Annotated in this window: 17 protein-coding genes; all 17 read right to left on the bottom strand. The window is 42.6% G+C overall.

The window, feature by feature from the left end:
- Complete coding sequence (locus ABC361_RS04625; RefSeq protein WP_413072901.1) at positions 1-1,158, bottom strand: Leu/Phe/Val dehydrogenase; 1,158 nt, start codon at positions 1,156-1,158, stop codon at positions 1-3.
- Between the two features lie 13 nt (positions 1,159-1,171).
- Positions 1,172-2,530, bottom strand: a complete 1,359-nt coding sequence (locus tag ABC361_RS04620; protein WP_413072900.1) for a sodium-dependent transporter — start codon at positions 2,528-2,530, stop codon at positions 1,172-1,174.
- A gap of 40 nt (positions 2,531-2,570) precedes the next feature.
- A complete protein-coding gene (locus tag ABC361_RS04615) occupies positions 2,571-3,932 on the bottom strand; it encodes a hypothetical protein (protein ID WP_413072899.1) in 1,362 nt (453 codons plus the stop codon).
- A 24-nt stretch (positions 3,933-3,956) separates the two neighbouring features.
- Entirely contained in the window at positions 3,957-4,898 is a 942-nt protein-coding gene (locus tag ABC361_RS04610; protein WP_413072898.1) for an NAD(P)H-dependent flavin oxidoreductase, read from the bottom strand.
- A 10-nt stretch (positions 4,899-4,908) separates the two neighbouring features.
- Entirely contained in the window at positions 4,909-5,790 is an 882-nt protein-coding gene (gene paaX / locus ABC361_RS04605; RefSeq protein WP_413072897.1) for a phenylacetic acid degradation operon negative regulatory protein PaaX, read from the bottom strand.
- A 103-nt stretch (positions 5,791-5,893) separates the two neighbouring features.
- Positions 5,894-7,102 (bottom strand): thiolase family protein, encoded by a 1,209-nt coding sequence (locus tag ABC361_RS04600; protein ID WP_413072896.1) that lies wholly within the window; start codon positions 7,100-7,102, stop codon positions 5,894-5,896.
- Entirely contained in the window at positions 7,099-7,965 is an 867-nt protein-coding gene (locus tag ABC361_RS04595) for a 3-hydroxyacyl-CoA dehydrogenase (protein WP_413075718.1), read from the bottom strand. The genes ABC361_RS04600 and ABC361_RS04595 overlap by 4 nt, the downstream gene beginning before the upstream one ends.
- A gap of 31 nt (positions 7,966-7,996) precedes the next feature.
- The gene (locus ABC361_RS04590) at positions 7,997-8,764 is read right to left on the bottom strand and encodes an enoyl-CoA hydratase-related protein (RefSeq protein ID WP_413072895.1); all 768 of its coding nucleotides are present in this window, start codon (positions 8,762-8,764) and stop codon (positions 7,997-7,999) included.
- Positions 8,765-8,766: 2 nt separating this feature from the next.
- Positions 8,767-9,543 (bottom strand): enoyl-CoA hydratase/isomerase family protein, encoded by a 777-nt coding sequence (locus tag ABC361_RS04585; protein WP_413075717.1) that lies wholly within the window; start codon positions 9,541-9,543, stop codon positions 8,767-8,769.
- Positions 9,543-9,845 carry an EthD family reductase gene (locus ABC361_RS04580; RefSeq protein WP_413072894.1) on the bottom strand — a complete coding sequence of 101 codons (303 nt, stop codon included), beginning with the start codon at positions 9,843-9,845 and terminating at the stop codon, positions 9,543-9,545. The genes ABC361_RS04585 and ABC361_RS04580 overlap by 1 nt, the downstream gene beginning before the upstream one ends.
- A gap of 24 nt (positions 9,846-9,869) precedes the next feature.
- Positions 9,870-10,373: a 1,2-phenylacetyl-CoA epoxidase subunit PaaD gene (gene paaD / locus ABC361_RS04575; protein ID WP_413072893.1), complete on the bottom strand. Its 504-nt coding sequence runs from the start codon at positions 10,371-10,373 to the stop codon at positions 9,870-9,872.
- Positions 10,374-10,399: 26 nt separating this feature from the next.
- A complete protein-coding gene (gene paaC / locus ABC361_RS04570) occupies positions 10,400-11,206 on the bottom strand; it encodes a 1,2-phenylacetyl-CoA epoxidase subunit PaaC (protein ID WP_413072892.1) in 807 nt (268 codons plus the stop codon).
- Positions 11,203-11,550: a 1,2-phenylacetyl-CoA epoxidase subunit PaaB gene (paaB, locus tag ABC361_RS04565; protein WP_413072891.1), complete on the bottom strand. Its 348-nt coding sequence runs from the start codon at positions 11,548-11,550 to the stop codon at positions 11,203-11,205. The genes paaC and paaB overlap by 4 nt, the downstream gene beginning before the upstream one ends.
- Before the next feature lie 12 nt (positions 11,551-11,562).
- Complete coding sequence (gene paaA, locus ABC361_RS04560; RefSeq protein WP_413072890.1) at positions 11,563-12,510, bottom strand: 1,2-phenylacetyl-CoA epoxidase subunit PaaA; 948 nt, start codon at positions 12,508-12,510, stop codon at positions 11,563-11,565.
- 25 nt (positions 12,511-12,535) lie between these two features.
- Complete coding sequence (locus ABC361_RS04555; protein WP_413072889.1) at positions 12,536-12,778, bottom strand: ferredoxin; 243 nt, start codon at positions 12,776-12,778, stop codon at positions 12,536-12,538.
- A 19-nt stretch (positions 12,779-12,797) separates the two neighbouring features.
- Complete coding sequence (locus tag ABC361_RS04550) at positions 12,798-13,814, bottom strand: NAD(P)/FAD-dependent oxidoreductase (protein WP_413072888.1); 1,017 nt, start codon at positions 13,812-13,814, stop codon at positions 12,798-12,800.
- A complete protein-coding gene (locus ABC361_RS04545) occupies positions 13,811-15,145 on the bottom strand; it encodes a phenylacetate--CoA ligase family protein (protein WP_413072887.1) in 1,335 nt (444 codons plus the stop codon). Before ABC361_RS04545 ends, ABC361_RS04550 begins: the two co-directional genes overlap by 4 nt.
- Between the last annotated feature and the right edge of the window lie 377 nt (positions 15,146-15,522).

Below are 15,522 nucleotides of genomic sequence, written 5' to 3'. Positions count from 1 at the left end.
TTAGAACAGTCCTTTCTCTTGTCGAATGGTCCACTTTGGTCGTAGTTGTCCTGTGAAAAAATTATTCCGCTTTGAGCGGCTAGACATTCGCTGTTCAACAAATTGTTCAGCGGCTTTCTCCGTCGAAATTTGATCTTCTTTTGCCGTCGTTAACACATCAACGAGTGTGTGATAAATTGCCTGTGTCTTTGCACCAACACGCTTCTTGTTGCTTCCATACAACTCATCAGCGACTTGTATAAGCCCACCACCGTTCACAATATAATCCGGTGCATACAGGATTCCTTTTTGCAGCAATACCTCTGCATGACGCGCTTCTTTTAACTGATTATTGGCAGAACCGGCAATTGCACGAACATTCAATTTAGAGATCGTATGATCATTTAAGATTCCCCCTCTTGCACAAGGAACAAACACATCTGCCTTCACACGATAGATGTCGTCTCCATCCACAATCTGCACATCTTGGAAAAGGGGCTTTCCTAATTCTTTTAGCTCTACGCAAATCGCCGGTTGCAAATCTGTTACGTACAAGTCAGCTCCAGCTCGAAGTAACGCAACAGCTACTTTATACCCTACTTTTCCCAACCCTTGAATGGCAAACGATTTTCCTGAGAGATTTTGATCCCCATACAACACGTAATTCACTGCTTTCACACTATTGATGACACCTTCAGCAGTTGGTACAGAAGAATCACCACTTCCACCAAACTCTTCAGGTACACCCACGATACAGCGCGTTTCTTTCATCGCATGAACAAAATCATCCATTGTCGTGCCCATGTCTGTACCTGTATAAAAACGTCCACCAAGTGATTCTACAAACTGACCAAAGGCCCGAAATAGCTCGGGTGTCTTATCTTTGGCTGGGTCACCAATAATAACGGCCTTTCCTCCACCAAAATCTACATCAGCTGCGGCACATTTTTTTGTCATCCCTCGAGATAAGCGCAAGACATCTTCTAATGCTTCCTCTGTCGTACGATAAGGAAACATCCGGCACCCGCCAAGAGCGGGGCCGAGTGTTGTGTCATGAATGGCAATAATGGCTTTTAAACCACTTTCTTGATCATTGCAAAAAACGACTTGTTCATGTTCAGACATTTCCTGAAAAATATCCCACTGAAGCAAAGCTTGATCACTTGTTAATTCCATCATGATTCATCCTTTCTTATTCTCCTATTAACCAATTAAAGCCACCTAACGCGTGGATAAAAACGAAAATAATCGCGATTGGTACAACAATTCGAATAAACAACAACCATGCAGCAAACAACTTGCGACCTTTTGAATTACCTGAAGTAAATTCTTTTAATAGTACTTCTTTCTTCATTCTTAACGGGATGAATAAGGCAATTAATAATGCCCCTACAGGCAATAAGATATTACTGACTAAAAAGTCGACCGCATCAAATATGATTCGCCCAAAAATGGTGAAGTCTGACCAAACACCATAAGACAATGCAGAAGGAACACCTACAACAAAGATTGCAAGTCCAATTAACCATGTTGATTTCGCACGTTTGCGCTCATCACCTTTCGTTTGAGCCGCAACAATAATTTCAATCATTGAAAACGCGGATGTCAACGCTGCAAATAAGAATAAAATCAAAAAGATTAAGAGGAAGCCCATCCCAAACGGCATTTGGCTAAATACAGTCGGCAAGACAGCAAAAATAAGTGCTGGTCCCTCGGCAGGACTTAGTCCAAATGAGAAGACAGCAGGGAATATCGCTAGCCCTGCAAGAAGTGCTACAAGGAAATTCATAATGACAATCGCACTTGCAGACTGCACCAAATTCTCTTGCTTTGATAAATATGAACTGTACGTCACCATGACCGAAATCCCTAAACTTAGGGCGAAGAATGATTGCCCCATGGCAAACAAGACCCCTTCACCGGTTAAAGAACTGAAATCAGGCACGAGTAAAAACGAGATCCCTTCCATCGCGCCATCTAATGTGACAGAGCGAACAACAATCACAAGGAATAAAATAAATAAGGCTGGCATCATAATGACGCTGGCTTTTTCAATTCCTTTTTGCACACCTCTTGAGACTACCGCCATAACCAGAACCATAAAAATCAAATGTCCGACTATCGCTAAAACCGGATCGGCAATTGTTTGGTTTAAAATGTCCCCATATTCAGCACCATCAAGCCCTGAAAGCTGACCTGTAATCACTTTCCAAATGTAAAGTAAAATCCAACCGCCGACGACGCTGTAAAAAGAGAGTAAGAGAAAGGCCGTTACCATTCCAAGTCTCCCTAGTAAATACCATGACGTCCCTGGAGCAATCGTTTTGTATGAATCGACAGCATTTTTTTGTGTACTTCGACCAATGACGAACTCACCGATTAAGAGAGGCAAACCGACGAGCAGTGTAAACAAAATAAAGATTAGGAAAAACGCGCCCCCACCATTTTCTCCAGCTACATAAGGGAATTTCCATATTGCACCAAGCCCAATTGCAGATCCAGCTGCAGCTAATATAAAGCCATACTTTGAGGACCACTGTTGTTTTTCCATGTTTCGACTCCTTCCTATTAAAACCGATACTCTATCTATTCTACGAGATTTCTTTATCTGCCTCCATTTTTCTTTTTTCTTCTTTTTTACCTGTTAGTCCAATAAGTAATATGTACAACACAAGACCAACACCTAGTCCCCAAGCCGCACCGAGAAAGGCCGTTACCATCCCAATAATTAGAATCATTCCACCTGTGGTTTGATCTTCTACCATTGACATTGCCACATAAGCACACGCAAACCCTGTGAGTAGAAGCGCAACAGATAAGGCAACAGGAAATAATGGCGTAATAATTGAGATTACAGGTAAGAGGAACCCAAGCGGAATCGCCAAGATGTAAAAATTCATTGGTCCAGCGAATATCGTATCCATAATCTTGCGACCTTGCTTGTATCGTTCAATAATAAACACTTGAACGCCTACCCAAATGGGACCGTGCATCCATAGCATTGGCCCAACGGTTATGACTTGTAAAAAATTTCTAGCTGCTAGTGCATAGTGACTTCTCGTCGCATTTACGTCAATTTTTTCGTCCTTCCTAATTTGGTCAGCTCCTTTCATTAACGTATCACCGATTAAAAGATCACTAAAAGCCAAAATATAGATTAAGATAGCAAGTGGTAAGACAGAAAGAAAGACTCCCCATGATGGTACCCCAATTGACCAAATTGATAAAGTGCTGAATGTCTCAGCAATTGGCGGAATAAAGAATCCCCACGTCAATGAAAACGAAAGTTCCCCTGTAAGAAGACCAACGCCTGTTGCGAACACAAGCCCTACTAACATCGCATTCCCTGCAACAAAGATTTTAAGTTTTGTACTCGATAATTGTTTAAAAGGTAGAGAATATAAGAGGAATAACGTAATCGCCCAAGCTGTTACTAATGTAAAGGGCATCGTTGGAAGTCGATCTAACTCCGTTCGGAATGCAGCAATCGCACCGCCCATAATGATCCCTGCTTTTAACACATTGGGAACGAGCTGATTAAATTTCAACCCAAGACCTGTCGCCCCAAAAAATAAAAAGATAAGTGCGCACATAATATAAAGTGCTGTCAAGGCATGTATGACTTCTACACCAGGCGTGAGTGTTGCTACGAAGGCAAGTGTTATTGGCAAAGCTGGCGTTATAGCTCCTGCCGCATATACATCTCCAAAGAAAATCGTTTGTGCGACAACAAAGAACAAGAAAATTAAACCGAGTGTCCATGCAACTTCAAATAACACATCAAAATATTGCATCACAAGTGGTGTGACAGAACCACTTGTTGCAAGAAGAAGCAGCCCTCCTTGGAATAGTTGACTTGGCGTCCAACCAATATGCACCCCAGGAATTCTCATTGTAAATGGTCCCCATTTGATTCCGGGATGAATTGCACCATATTCTCTTTTTTTAGCCATGAAAGCCTCCTTATTTGGATTCATTTAGTCCAAGAGCGACATTTTTTCTTGCATGACAGCCTTCGCTTCTGCAATCATGGTGTCTAATAAGTCCTTTACAGTTGGCAAATCGTTAATGAGACCAGCCACTTGCCCTCCGTTCATAAAGCCTTGCTCGTCATTGCCGTCAATTGCCCCTTTTTTGTGTGCATCCTCGGAAGTGAAGATTTGATAGTCACTAGCACTATGGTGTCGTTCGTGTTTGTGTAAATTTTCAGTATAAACCCCTTTTAATACACGTCTTACCTGCCCATGTGCTCGCCCTAAAACGAGCGTGGATTGATCCGTGGCGTTGAGGAGTTTTTCTTTATAGCGCTGGCTATAAGGTGCATCTTGAGTGGCAATAAAGCGTGTTCCCATCTGGGCACCTACCGCTCCTAACATCAATACAGCCGCCAACCCTTTCCCATTCCCAATGCCTCCTGCTGCTACAACGGGAACTTGAACACGTTCAACTAGTTGCGGGATTAATGTAAGCGTTGTCATTTCTTGCATTGCGTTAATCCCTGCAGCTTCAAACCCTTCAGCTACAAGAAGATCTGCACCGGCTTCTTCTGCTTTTCTTCCTTGCTTAACTGTCGCAACCACACATATTACCGTAATTCCATGCTGTTTTAACCGTGAAATAAAGGGTTGAGGATTGCCCGCAGATAGTGAGACAACAGGTACTGCTTCGTTAATTGCCAAATTAATCAATTCTTCTCGATCTTCATTAACAGCGAGCGGAATATTTAGCGCAAACGGCTTCGTTGTTCGCTTTCTTGTCGCGACAATTTTTTCTTTTACTTCCATGGCTTGAAGTGTTCCACAACCAATTGTTCCTAACCCACCAGCTTCAGAAACAGCAGCCACGAGAATGGGATCACTAATGTTTCCCATTCCCCCTTGAATGATCGGGTACTGTATATTTAATAATCGGGTTACCATTCCAGCCCTCCTATTCTTCTACAATTAATGGATGACTATGAGCATCATAGCCAGACTCTTTAGAAGCCAGGTCGTTGTCTTCTTCAAACACGGCTTCAAAAAAGCGACTTGCCGGCTCTGCTAGTAAGCGATAGTACTGACTAAAGAGTAATTTCGCCTCTCGTCCATTCCAATTAGTCGGGAGTAACTCCTTTGGTAGACCAGGATCAATGAATAGAAACTTACGATATTCATGGACAAGATTCGTTCGCACAACAAAACAATCTGCGTCATTTAGAACATTTTGTTTAATTGCAGCCTGATGGGCAATAAACGAACGTGAATATTGGGCAACAAACGCTTCATACTTCTGTTCAATCTCTGCAAGCTGCCAACTTTTTTCAACGAGGTTTAGATTGTCTTCGCTCTTGTAAACCGCCTCAAAAAAATCGACATACTCGTTAATGTCATATTTAGTAATTAACGCCTGCACACGCTCTTCTAACGGATTGGGAGAGATCCAACAGGATGCTGAAAAACTACCAAAGCCACTCCATAAGAGTTCTTTTCTTAACTCGTCACGAATTTGACGTTGATCTTCAGGGATTTTATAAAGCAACATCCGCCACTTCCCATCCCATTCATGATCCTCAAACTTAAAAATTCGATCTCCTGCCTCATCCATGCGAGCCATCCCTCGAGTTGTTAATGAATAAAAGCTTTTTGTGCCTTTTCGCTCTGACAACAACCACCCTTGCTTTACCATACGTGATACGGCAACACGGACGGCTTGCTCATTATGTCCAAATTCCTTTAATAGTTTAATTAAACTTCCAATCCAAATTTTGCTTCCATAATGACGAATATAGTCTCCATAGATTGTAAAGATCATAGATTGTGTATTTGCACTCATATCCTTCACTCTTTCTAACAGATTTAAAACGGTTCCTTAAGATCTATTATATCGCTTATGGAGGATTTGGAAAAGTCTTGATTTTGAAACAATCAGATTCATTTTATTCTTCTTCTACTCGTTCGAAAATAGCCGCAATTCCTTGACCGACACCAATACACATCGTAGCTAATCCATATCGAGCATGCGAACGCTTCATTTCATGTACTAAAGTCGTCACGATCCGCGCTCCACTTGCACCAAGCGGGTGACCGAACGCAATGGCGCCACCATTCACATTCACCTTAGTAGAATCAAGCTTTAGACCATCTATACAGGCTAGTGCTTGTGCCGCGAAGGCTTCATTAAGCTCAACGACATCGAGGTCCTTTACCGTTAAATCCGCTCGGGACAAAGCTTTTTCAGTTGCTGTAATTGGACCTATTCCCATAATCGCTGGCTCGACACCTGCAACACCGCTACTTTTGTAGCGCGCAATTGGTTTCAAACCTAGTTCTTTTGCTTTCGCAGCTGACATTAATAGGACCGCACTCGCCCCATCGTTTACACCAGATGCATTACCTGCCGTAACCGTTCCATTTGGAAAGAGTGGCTTTAGACTTTGTAGCTTCTCCATGCTTGTTTGTGGACGTGGGTGCTCATCTTGATCAATCGTGAGGGTATTCCCTTTTTTGTCTTTATATGACACAGGAATTAGTTCATCTGCAAACCGATTTGATTCCATTGCTTGGTGAGCGCGTTGTTGACTCGTATAAGCAAACTGATCTTGTCTTTCTCTGGAAATGGTAAACCGTTCGGCTACATTGTCTGCTGTTTTCGGCATAGAATCTGCGCCGTATTTTTCTTCTAGAGCTGAGTTCGTAAATCGCCAGCCAATGGTTGTATCTAGCAACTCCATCGAGCCTCTTGGATAGTCCATTTCCGGCTTTGCCATCACGTAAGGTGCTCTTGTCATGCTTTCGGTTCCACCAGCAATAAAGACGTCCCCATCACCAACAGCGATACATCTCGCTGCATACAAAATAGCATCAAGGCCAGACCCGCATAAGCGATTGATCGTTGTACCTGCGACTTCTTGCGGTAAACCAGCTAATAGAGCAGACATTCTAGCTACATTTCGATTTTCTTCTCCAGCACCATTGGCATTGCCCATTACTACTTCTTCTATCATATCCGGTTGTACCAACCGATTTCGTTCTACAAGTGCTTTAATCACGGTAGCCGCCAAGTCGTCAGGACGAACGGTTTTTAACCCGCCTTTATAGCGACCAATTGGTGTACGAGCTGCATCTACAATGACCACTTCATTCATGTCGTCACCTCATCCTCTGTATAATCAAACACACCTTTTCCTGACTTTCTTCCAAGTCTCCCTGCTTGCACATATTGTTCAAGTAATGGTGCAGGACGATACTTTTCTCCAAGCTTTTCGTGTAAATACTTTAAGTTGTTAAGTCGGGTGTCGAGACCCACAAGATCGCCTAATTCAAACGGTCCCATTGGATAATTCAATCCTAATTTAATTGCTTTATCAATCTCTTCAGGCGTACCTAAGCCTTCTTGCAACATAAAGAACGCTTCGTTTCCAACAAGCGCACTCATTCGACTCGTCACAAAGCCAGGAAATTCATTAATTACAACCGTTTCTTTGCCCATTTTTTCGGCGACCTGTTTAACGGCTGCAACGGTCTCATCACTTGTCTCCAATCCGCGTACAATTTCGACGAGTTTCATTTGATGTACCGGGTTAAAAAAGTGCATGGCAATTGTTTTTTCTGCACGCTTGCTATAAGAACCTATTTCTGTTGGACTCATTGTTGAAGTATTTGATGCAAATAAGCAGTCGGCTTGCGCATAATATTCGATTTGCTCAAACACTTTTTGCTTAATATCCCTTATTTCTGGAACGGCTTCAATGACAAGATCGACATCCGATACAGCGGATTCAACGGAAGAATAAAACTGAAGTCCGTTCAGAATCACATCTTTCTCATATTCTGTAATCTTGCCACGTTCAAGTCCTTTTTGGACAAGCCTATAAATAGACGATTCTGCCTGTACAAGCGCTTGATCATCAATATCTACCAAGTTGGTTCTAAAACCAGCTCTGGCCGCAACATACGCAATGCCTCTTCCCATCACACCCGATCCAATGACAGCGATTGATTTCACGATGTAAGCACTCCTTTCTTATCTCGTGCAAAACTTAATAACCGTTAAACGTGGGTTTGCGCTTTTCTTTAAATGCCTGGATACCTTCTAGATGATCGTTCGTTTGACCTGCTAGCCGTTGTAATTGTGCTTCCATCTCCAAATAATCATTTAACTCGCCATCCGTTTTGTTTAATCCGCGTTTTATGAAAGCCAACCCTTTTGTAGGGAGAGAAGCGACGTGCTTTGCAAAAGCGAGCGCCTCGTTTTGATAGTCTTCATCTTCGTAGACTCTCGTGGCGAGGTTCAACCGTTCCGCTTCTTTCGCTGAGACTTTTTCACCGAGCATGGCAAGCTCAATGGTTTTTGCTTCACCAATGAGTCGACGTAAGAAGTAAAGGTTGCCAGAATCAGGGACGAGACCGACGTGAATAAACGCATTAATGAAGCTCGCTCTTTCATGCAATAAACGAAAATCACACGCTAACGCAAGACTAAAGCCTGCACCTGCGGCAACACCATTTACATTAGCAATGAGCGGTTTTTCACTTGCTTTCATTTGCTGAATAACAGGTGCATAAAACTGACGAAGCATCTCACCATGGTCAGCATCGTCATTCACATCATGTAAATCCTGCCCCGAGCAAAATGCTTTCCCAGCTCCTGTTAACACAACACAGCGGACGCTCGACGATCTCTCTGCTACGCTTAACTGTTTCTTTAATTGCTGCAACATGGAGCTTGTTAATGCGTTATACGCTTTTGGTCGATTGAGTGTAATAATCCCTAACCCGTCTCGCTCCTCATAAAGAATCTCGCTCATCGTTATCTCCCTTCATACTTCGGGTTCCGTTTTTCAACAAACGCTTCCATTCCCTCTTTTTGGTCATGGGAGGCGAAAAGAAGATAGAAATTTTTTCGTTCCTGTTGCATGCCATCATAGACAGATGCATGCTGAGCGACTTGAACCGCATCCTTTATCAAACGAAGAGAGAGCGCAGGCTGTTTTGCTAACCGTTCGGCAAAGCCAATGGCTTCCTCTTCTAGTAATTCCGGTTGCACAACTTTATTAATTATGCCATACTGTAATGCTTCCGTAGCCGAAATGCGGTCTCCAGTTAACAACCATTCGAGTGCTTTTGTCTTTCCAACTAGCTTCGTTAAGCGCTGTGTCCCTCCAGCACCTGGCATGACACCGATGTTCACCTCTGGAAATGCAAACATCGTTTTTTCCGTTGCAAGGACAAGATCACAACTTAAAACGAGCTCGAACCCTCCACCTAACGCGACTCCTTGAACAGCACAAAGGATCGGCTTTTTAATCATCGCCATCCGATCCCAGTCCGCAAACTGATTCAAGTACTCAAGGTCAACAGGCGATAAATCTTTCATCTCATCAATATCTGCTCCAGCGCTAAACGCTTTCCCTTTGCCAGTTATGAGAATGACGTTTACCTTGTCAGTCCGATCGTGGTCCTCTAATGCTGTAACGATTTCATTTATCATTTGCCGGTTAAGTGCATTTAATTGATCTGGTCGATTTAGTTCAATACGACCGACACGGTTTTGAACAGTTGCATCGATAAAGGTGAAGGACACAATTACTCATCCTCAGCAATCATTAACGTCACAAGCTTTCCAGCAAACGACATTAAATCTTTTCCAGACGCTTTTCCTTCATCTGAACGCATACCATTTTTGAGATCTTCCATGCTGTCGTACTTCATCTCACACATTAAATAATACGGGGATGCATCTCCCATTGGGGTGCCGCTAAATGTTGTTACGTTCATTTCCTTTAGCCCTGGAATTTTTTCCGTTAACGGGGCATGCACATTGAAATAATGCTCGTCAAATGCTTGTTTATCCTCGGGTTGTTTGTATAACGCTACTAATTTTGCCATGTGTACATCTCTCCTCTAATTTGGTTAAAGTGTGGAAACTGGTTTCATTGCTTCGAAAGGGTTCTTACAAGATTTGCAATAAAGAATACTTCGACACGCAGTTGGACCAAATAAATTATCCAGTGTGACATAGGTTGATGAACAATAAGGACAATCGATGTGCCATGACCCATCTGCTTCTAAAAATTCTGGCGGCGGGGCAATCCCAAATGCTTTCAATCCTTGTTGACCCTTCTCATTAATTCGATCGGATGTCCAAGGGGGAGAATGAACAAACGTGACATTCACCGACTCAACACCTGTAATGCGTAACAACGCCTGTTTAATATTCTTTTGAATAATGGGTAACGCTGGGCATCCTAAGAAGGTCGGTAAGATGTCAATGTCAATCGTTGCGCCCGCTCGATCTAAACGCTCTACCATCCCTAAATCGATAATGCTAACCGTATCAATCTCTGGATCTTTGACGGTTTCAAGTTGTTCCATTATCTGTTCAAAACCGACTATGTTCATTTCGGTGTAGGTCATGACACATCTCCTCTCCTTATTTGTCTTTACCAACTTGCAACCGGGTCCGCTCGGTATACTTCAGATAAAGTAGCAATGGCTTCTTCTAGATCAGCAGTATGCTCATTATTCCGTCCATTTTGCTTTTGCTCATACTGCAAAAGACGACTTGATAAACCGAGTGACTCTACGATTGGCTTCATGATTTCCATCCAGCGTGTTTCCACATCATTTGCAGGGGCAATATACGCTTTTATTTCGATTTCTTTAGACAAATGACCATAATCAATTAAGTCGCCAAAATCTTGCATGACCGCTTCAATCGCATGAATCATCTTTTCCTTAGCTTCTTCGGTTGACTGGAGCAACTGCACAAACCATGTACGCCAATGCATGAGGTGATAATGGAGCTCCATGTTCACTTTTTTTGCAACATCCACAAGTGGTTCATATGAACTCTTTTGCAGCGCATCCATTTTTAATTTTTTTGCTAACGTATAGAAATAGTTGCGGACAACCGTATACGCCCAATCAAACGTTGGCGTTCCCATATAAGAACCTTCGCCGTTCACTCGCTCTACTAACACACTATTGCGTCTTTCTTTAGCCGACCTGCCATGAGCGAGCACATTTGCTTCTTCCAGCCCTAATTCTTCAGCTAATTCATAGAACATCACCGCATGGCCCATACTATTTTGACTGATCGATGCAGATGCCACATCTTCTTCAATATGAGGAGCGAGACCGAGCCACTCTGCCCCTCGAAACGCGTAAATAAAATCATCATCTCCAAGTTGAAGCAACAGCTCAACTAACGCTTCTCTTTCCACATCTGTCATTCCCGCTATATTCATTTCTTCTCCCCTCCTTGCCAAGACATAATTTCTTTTTCGTCTAATACTCCTTGCTCATACTGACGCCATTTCTTTTTTAAATACCCGTAGCCTTTTGTATTTCGATAATCCTTATTATCAAGTCTTTGAAGGCTTGCTTTCTCCCCTTCGGACAGCCCTCGTATATCTGCTCGTTCAACGACCCAAATATCTGCAACCGGTTCTCTCCTCATGAAATTTTCTTGTGCCATTACAAGCGCCAGTTCCTGATTAGGCGCAGTTAAGCTAAATTGATGAGTAAATGGCGACGCATCATTCCTTTTACTAAACACTTCAAATTCTTTGTAAAAACCTTGATCACTCATTTAGTTAACCTCCTATTGAGCTAACGCTCGCCTCACCCACGCGTTATTGTCATACGATACTCTTCTTAAGTTCAGTCGCTCTTGTGAAAATGGCCCTTCATTTCGCGTGATTTTCTTAAACTCATTCCAGTCTGGTTGCTGATAGGACCATACTTTCGTTTCTTCATTATAAGAGAGCGTTGGATCAGGAATGGTTAAACCTAATGACCATACACGCGGAATGTACTTTGACAAAAATCGTTGACGAAGCTGTTCGTTTGTATCGGTCCGAATCTTATATTTAATCGTGACATCTTGTTTTGAAGAACCTGTTGTTTCTTTACTTGCTGGACCAAAGAACATTAACAGCGGCTCCCACCAACGATTTAATGCTTCTTGAATCATTTCGCGCTGATTCTCGTTTCCTTCTGCCAACGCCATAATAATCGCTTCTCCATGTTGAGCGTGAAACACTTCTTCTGCACAAATTCGCTTTAATGCACGAGCATAAGGCCCATAAGAAGCACCAAGCATGTTTGTCTGTGTAATAATCGCTGCACCATCCACTAACCAGCCGATAATACCCGCATCTGCCCAGGTTTTTGTCTTCATATGAAACACATTATGGAATTTCAGTTTTCCAGAAAAGAGATCTTGCATCATATCGGCACGATTTCGTCCATATGGTTTCATTAAATCTTCCACCACTCGAATTAATAGCTGACCATGCCCCATCTCATCTTGAACTTTCGCCATAATTCCGAGTTTTCTATGCAAAGAAGGTGCTCGTGGAACCCATTCTTTTTCTGGAAGTGCCCCCATGATCTCACTAATTCCATGCATAGAGATTAACTTTATTAACGTTAAGCGATATTCTTCAGGCATCCAGTCATCTGCTTCAATTTTTTCTCCTGCTTCAATTCGATTCATGAACATCGCCATTCGCTCTTCTTCTGTCATAGATTCAGTCGTCACATACATGTTCGTCACCCTTTCTAATAAAAGACTATGATCGTTGATCAACCAAAATTGGTTCAACTGCTACTTTTATGGAGCCAGTAGGACATTCCTCAGAAGCATCATCTACATCATCATGGAACGCCTCGGGTACTTCGGTAGACCCTTCATTGTTATCAAGGTGAACATAGGCTAAACCTGAATCATCATACTCAAATACATCAGGGGCAATCGCTCCGCAAGACCCACACGAAATACATGTTTCTTGGTTCACACATACAAATTTCGCCATTGTGTACACTCCTTTTCAATCATGATCGAACAGGCGCTTTCTCGTCTCCTGACCCCATAATACTCGTGCTATGTGGAGGCTGAACTCTCGCCTTCGGATCAATATACACTTTCGCATTGCTAACAGCGGTCGGAGCTTCACCAAAACCACTTGCTATCAATTTTACTTTTCCATCAAATGTACAAATGTCACCAGCTGCATAGATTCCAGGTATCGATGTTTCTTGTCTTGCGTTTACAACAATTGAGTTCTTTTCAATGTGTAGTCCCCAATGTTTAATGGGACCAAGCGTCGACACGAACCCGTAATTTACAATGATATCGTCAACTTCAATTGGCAAAACATCTTCTGTTTTAACATGTTGAAGTACAACACGATCGACTCGGTCTGCTCCAATTAGTTCAATCGGCGCATAAGGAGTGAGCGTTTCTACTGATGAGTTCTTTAGTAACTCAACACTATGCTCGTGGGCACGAAACGCCTCACGTCGATGGATCAGTCTCACACTCTTAGCAATTGGTTCTAGCATAAGCGCCCAGTCTACAGCTGAATCGCCACCACCAAAAATAGCAACGTCTTTGTCTGCGAACGCTCTCATATCTGGAACGAAATAATGAATGTTCGTTCCCTTAAACGCGCCTTCTCGTTCAACCTTCATTTTTCTTGGTTGAAAGGCACCGTTTCCTGCTGTAATTAAAATGGTTTTTCCTATGTGGGTCGTGTGATTTGTTGTAATGTTGAAAAGATCATCCTCATCTTTCCTCACATCTGTTACTTCCTCTTCTAAGCAGACAATCGGTTGAAATGGATTCATTTGCTCCACTAAGCCATCTACTAGCGCTTGGGCACGAACTTTCGGGAAGCCAGCCACATCATAAATATATTTTTCAGGATAAAGGGCACTTAGCTGTCCACCTAATTGAGGTAAACTTTCGATTATTTTTACGGACATTCCTCGCATTCCTGCATAAAAGGCAGCAAATAAGCCAACAGGTCCTCCACCAATTACGATTATATCGACAGACTCCTTTCTCATTTGGCCACACCCTCCTGCTGTTTGTGACGGTGGTCAATAATACGAATTGCTTTCCCTTCTGACCGTGGAATTCCACCTGGTTTCTCTAACACAATCTCAACAGAAATCAGGCAGGTAGATTTAAGCTGTTTCGCGATTGTTTTTTTCAACACGTGGACATGGTCATGCATGAGATCACCATTTACTTGTTGATAAAACTGCTCACATACTTCTACATGGACACGTGCCGCTTCCATTGAGCCCTGCTGTATACGATGAATCTGATAATGTGGTACAAGTTCTTCCATCTCTAGCAACACACGCTCCATTTCAGATGGAAACACATTTACACCTCGAATGATGAACATATCATCTGTACGACCTTTGACTCTTGTCATCCGAGCCGTCGTTCGTCCACATGAGCATGGTGCGGTTGTAAGTGCGGCAATGTCACCTGTACGATAGCGGATGATTGGAAGCGCTTCTTTTGTTAAGCTTGTAAACACGAGTTCACCAAACGTTCCTTCTTCTACTGGCTCCAATGTCTCTGGATTGATCACTTCTACTAGAAAATGGTCTTCTGCGATATGTAGTCCGTTCTGCCCTTGATGGCACTCCGCCGATACGCCTGGACCAAGCACCTCGCTTAAACCATAGATATCAATTGCTTTTATTCCGAGCTTTTGTTCTAGTTTAGTCCGCATTTCTTCTGACCACGGCTCAGCTCCAAAAATGCCATATTTCAACCCAATCGATGCAGGAGAACAGCCCATCTGCTCCATTTTTTCAATCAGGCTAATCATATACGAAGGCGTCGCACAAATACCGTCTGGCTGTAAGTCTTGAAGTAGAAGAATTTGTCTTTCTGTATTCCCGCCTGATACCGGAATCGCTGCTGCCCCAAGTGCTTCAATGCCTCCGTGTAAACCTAAACCACCAGTAAATAAACCGTACCCATAAGCATTGTGTATAAGGTCACTCTCACTTCCTCCTGCTGCCACAATGGCTCGTGCAGTCATCTCTCCCCAATGCTTTAGATCTTTTTTTGTGTACCCAACAATTGTTGGTTTTCCGCTTGTACCAGATGAAGCGTGAATTCTGGCTAGCTTCTGTTTCGGAACAGCAAGTAAGCCAAATGGATAATGATCACGTAAATCTTGTTTTTTTGTAAACGGTAATGTTGTAATGTCTGAGATGGATTGAATGTCATGAGGCTGAACACCAGCTTCAACGAATCTGTCCCGATAAAAAGGCACGTGTTTATAAACAGCTTCTACCGTTCGGATTAGACCTTCCGATTGCCATTTGTGCAGTTCTTCTCGACTAGCAGTTTCAACTTGAGGACTAAACACTCTTCTTTCATCTCCTCGCATCTTATTATTTAACATTATTAAAACGGAATTCATTTATTTGTTATATAAAAGAACATACCACCATATGAAAGCGCTGTCAAATATTTTATCTGAATCTTTTCATTTCTGCTCTATATGAATCGAATCAATTTCATAACCTTTACATCGTCTTATAAAAAACCAACATTCACCTCAATTGGCGAACACGTTTTCCAGGCACGTCCTTAGATATTTCCGCTTAAAACCTCGTTGAAATCGCTTCAAATACGTCCTATTTTCGTAGGATTCGTCGGCAATTTCAAAAGCAATTATGACACTTACTCAGTCGTAAATTTAAGTCAGTGTCTACTATAGAACACTCTCCATATGCGACAGAG

Source organism: Shouchella phoenicis (assembly GCF_047238345.1).
In the GTDB taxonomy this organism is placed as follows: domain Bacteria; phylum Bacillota; class Bacilli; order Bacillales; family Bacillaceae_D; genus Shouchella.
The sequence above is the reverse complement of the archived record's forward strand: the minus strand, read 5'-3'. Positions and strand labels throughout refer to the sequence as shown.

Coding starts and splice junctions, on each gene's coding strand:
- ABC361_RS04625 (WP_413072901.1), bottom strand. CDS start 1,158: ATGATGGAATTAACAAGTGATCAAGCTTTGCTTCAGTGGGATATTTTT.
- ABC361_RS04620 (WP_413072900.1), bottom strand. CDS start 2,530: ATGGAAAAACAACAGTGGTCCTCAAAGTATGGCTTTATATTAGCTGCA.
- ABC361_RS04615 (WP_413072899.1), bottom strand. CDS start 3,932: ATGGCTAAAAAAAGAGAATATGGTGCAATTCATCCCGGAATCAAATGG.
- ABC361_RS04610 (WP_413072898.1), bottom strand. CDS start 4,898: ATGGTAACCCGATTATTAAATATACAGTACCCGATCATTCAAGGGGGA.
- paaX (WP_413072897.1), bottom strand. CDS start 5,790: ATGAGTGCAAATACACAATCTATGATCTTTACAATCTATGGAGACTAT.
- ABC361_RS04600 (WP_413072896.1), bottom strand. CDS start 7,102: ATGAATGAAGTGGTCATTGTAGATGCAGCTCGTACACCAATTGGTCGC.
- ABC361_RS04590 (WP_413072895.1), bottom strand. CDS start 8,764: ATGAGCGAGATTCTTTATGAGGAGCGAGACGGGTTAGGGATTATTACA.
- ABC361_RS04580 (WP_413072894.1), bottom strand. CDS start 9,845: ATGGCAAAATTAGTAGCGTTATACAAACAACCCGAGGATAAACAAGCA.
- paaD (WP_413072893.1), bottom strand. CDS start 10,373: ATGACCTACACCGAAATGAACATAGTCGGTTTTGAACAGATAATGGAA.
- paaC (WP_413072892.1), bottom strand. CDS start 11,206: ATGAATATAGCGGGAATGACAGATGTGGAAAGAGAAGCGTTAGTTGAG.
- paaB (WP_413072891.1), bottom strand. CDS start 11,550: ATGAGTGATCAAGGTTTTTACAAAGAATTTGAAGTGTTTAGTAAAAGG.
- paaA (WP_413072890.1), bottom strand. CDS start 12,510: ATGTATGTGACGACTGAATCTATGACAGAAGAAGAGCGAATGGCGATG.
- ABC361_RS04555 (WP_413072889.1), bottom strand. CDS start 12,778: ATGGCGAAATTTGTATGTGTGAACCAAGAAACATGTATTTCGTGTGGG.
- ABC361_RS04550 (WP_413072888.1), bottom strand. CDS start 13,814: ATGAGAAAGGAGTCTGTCGATATAATCGTAATTGGTGGAGGACCTGTT.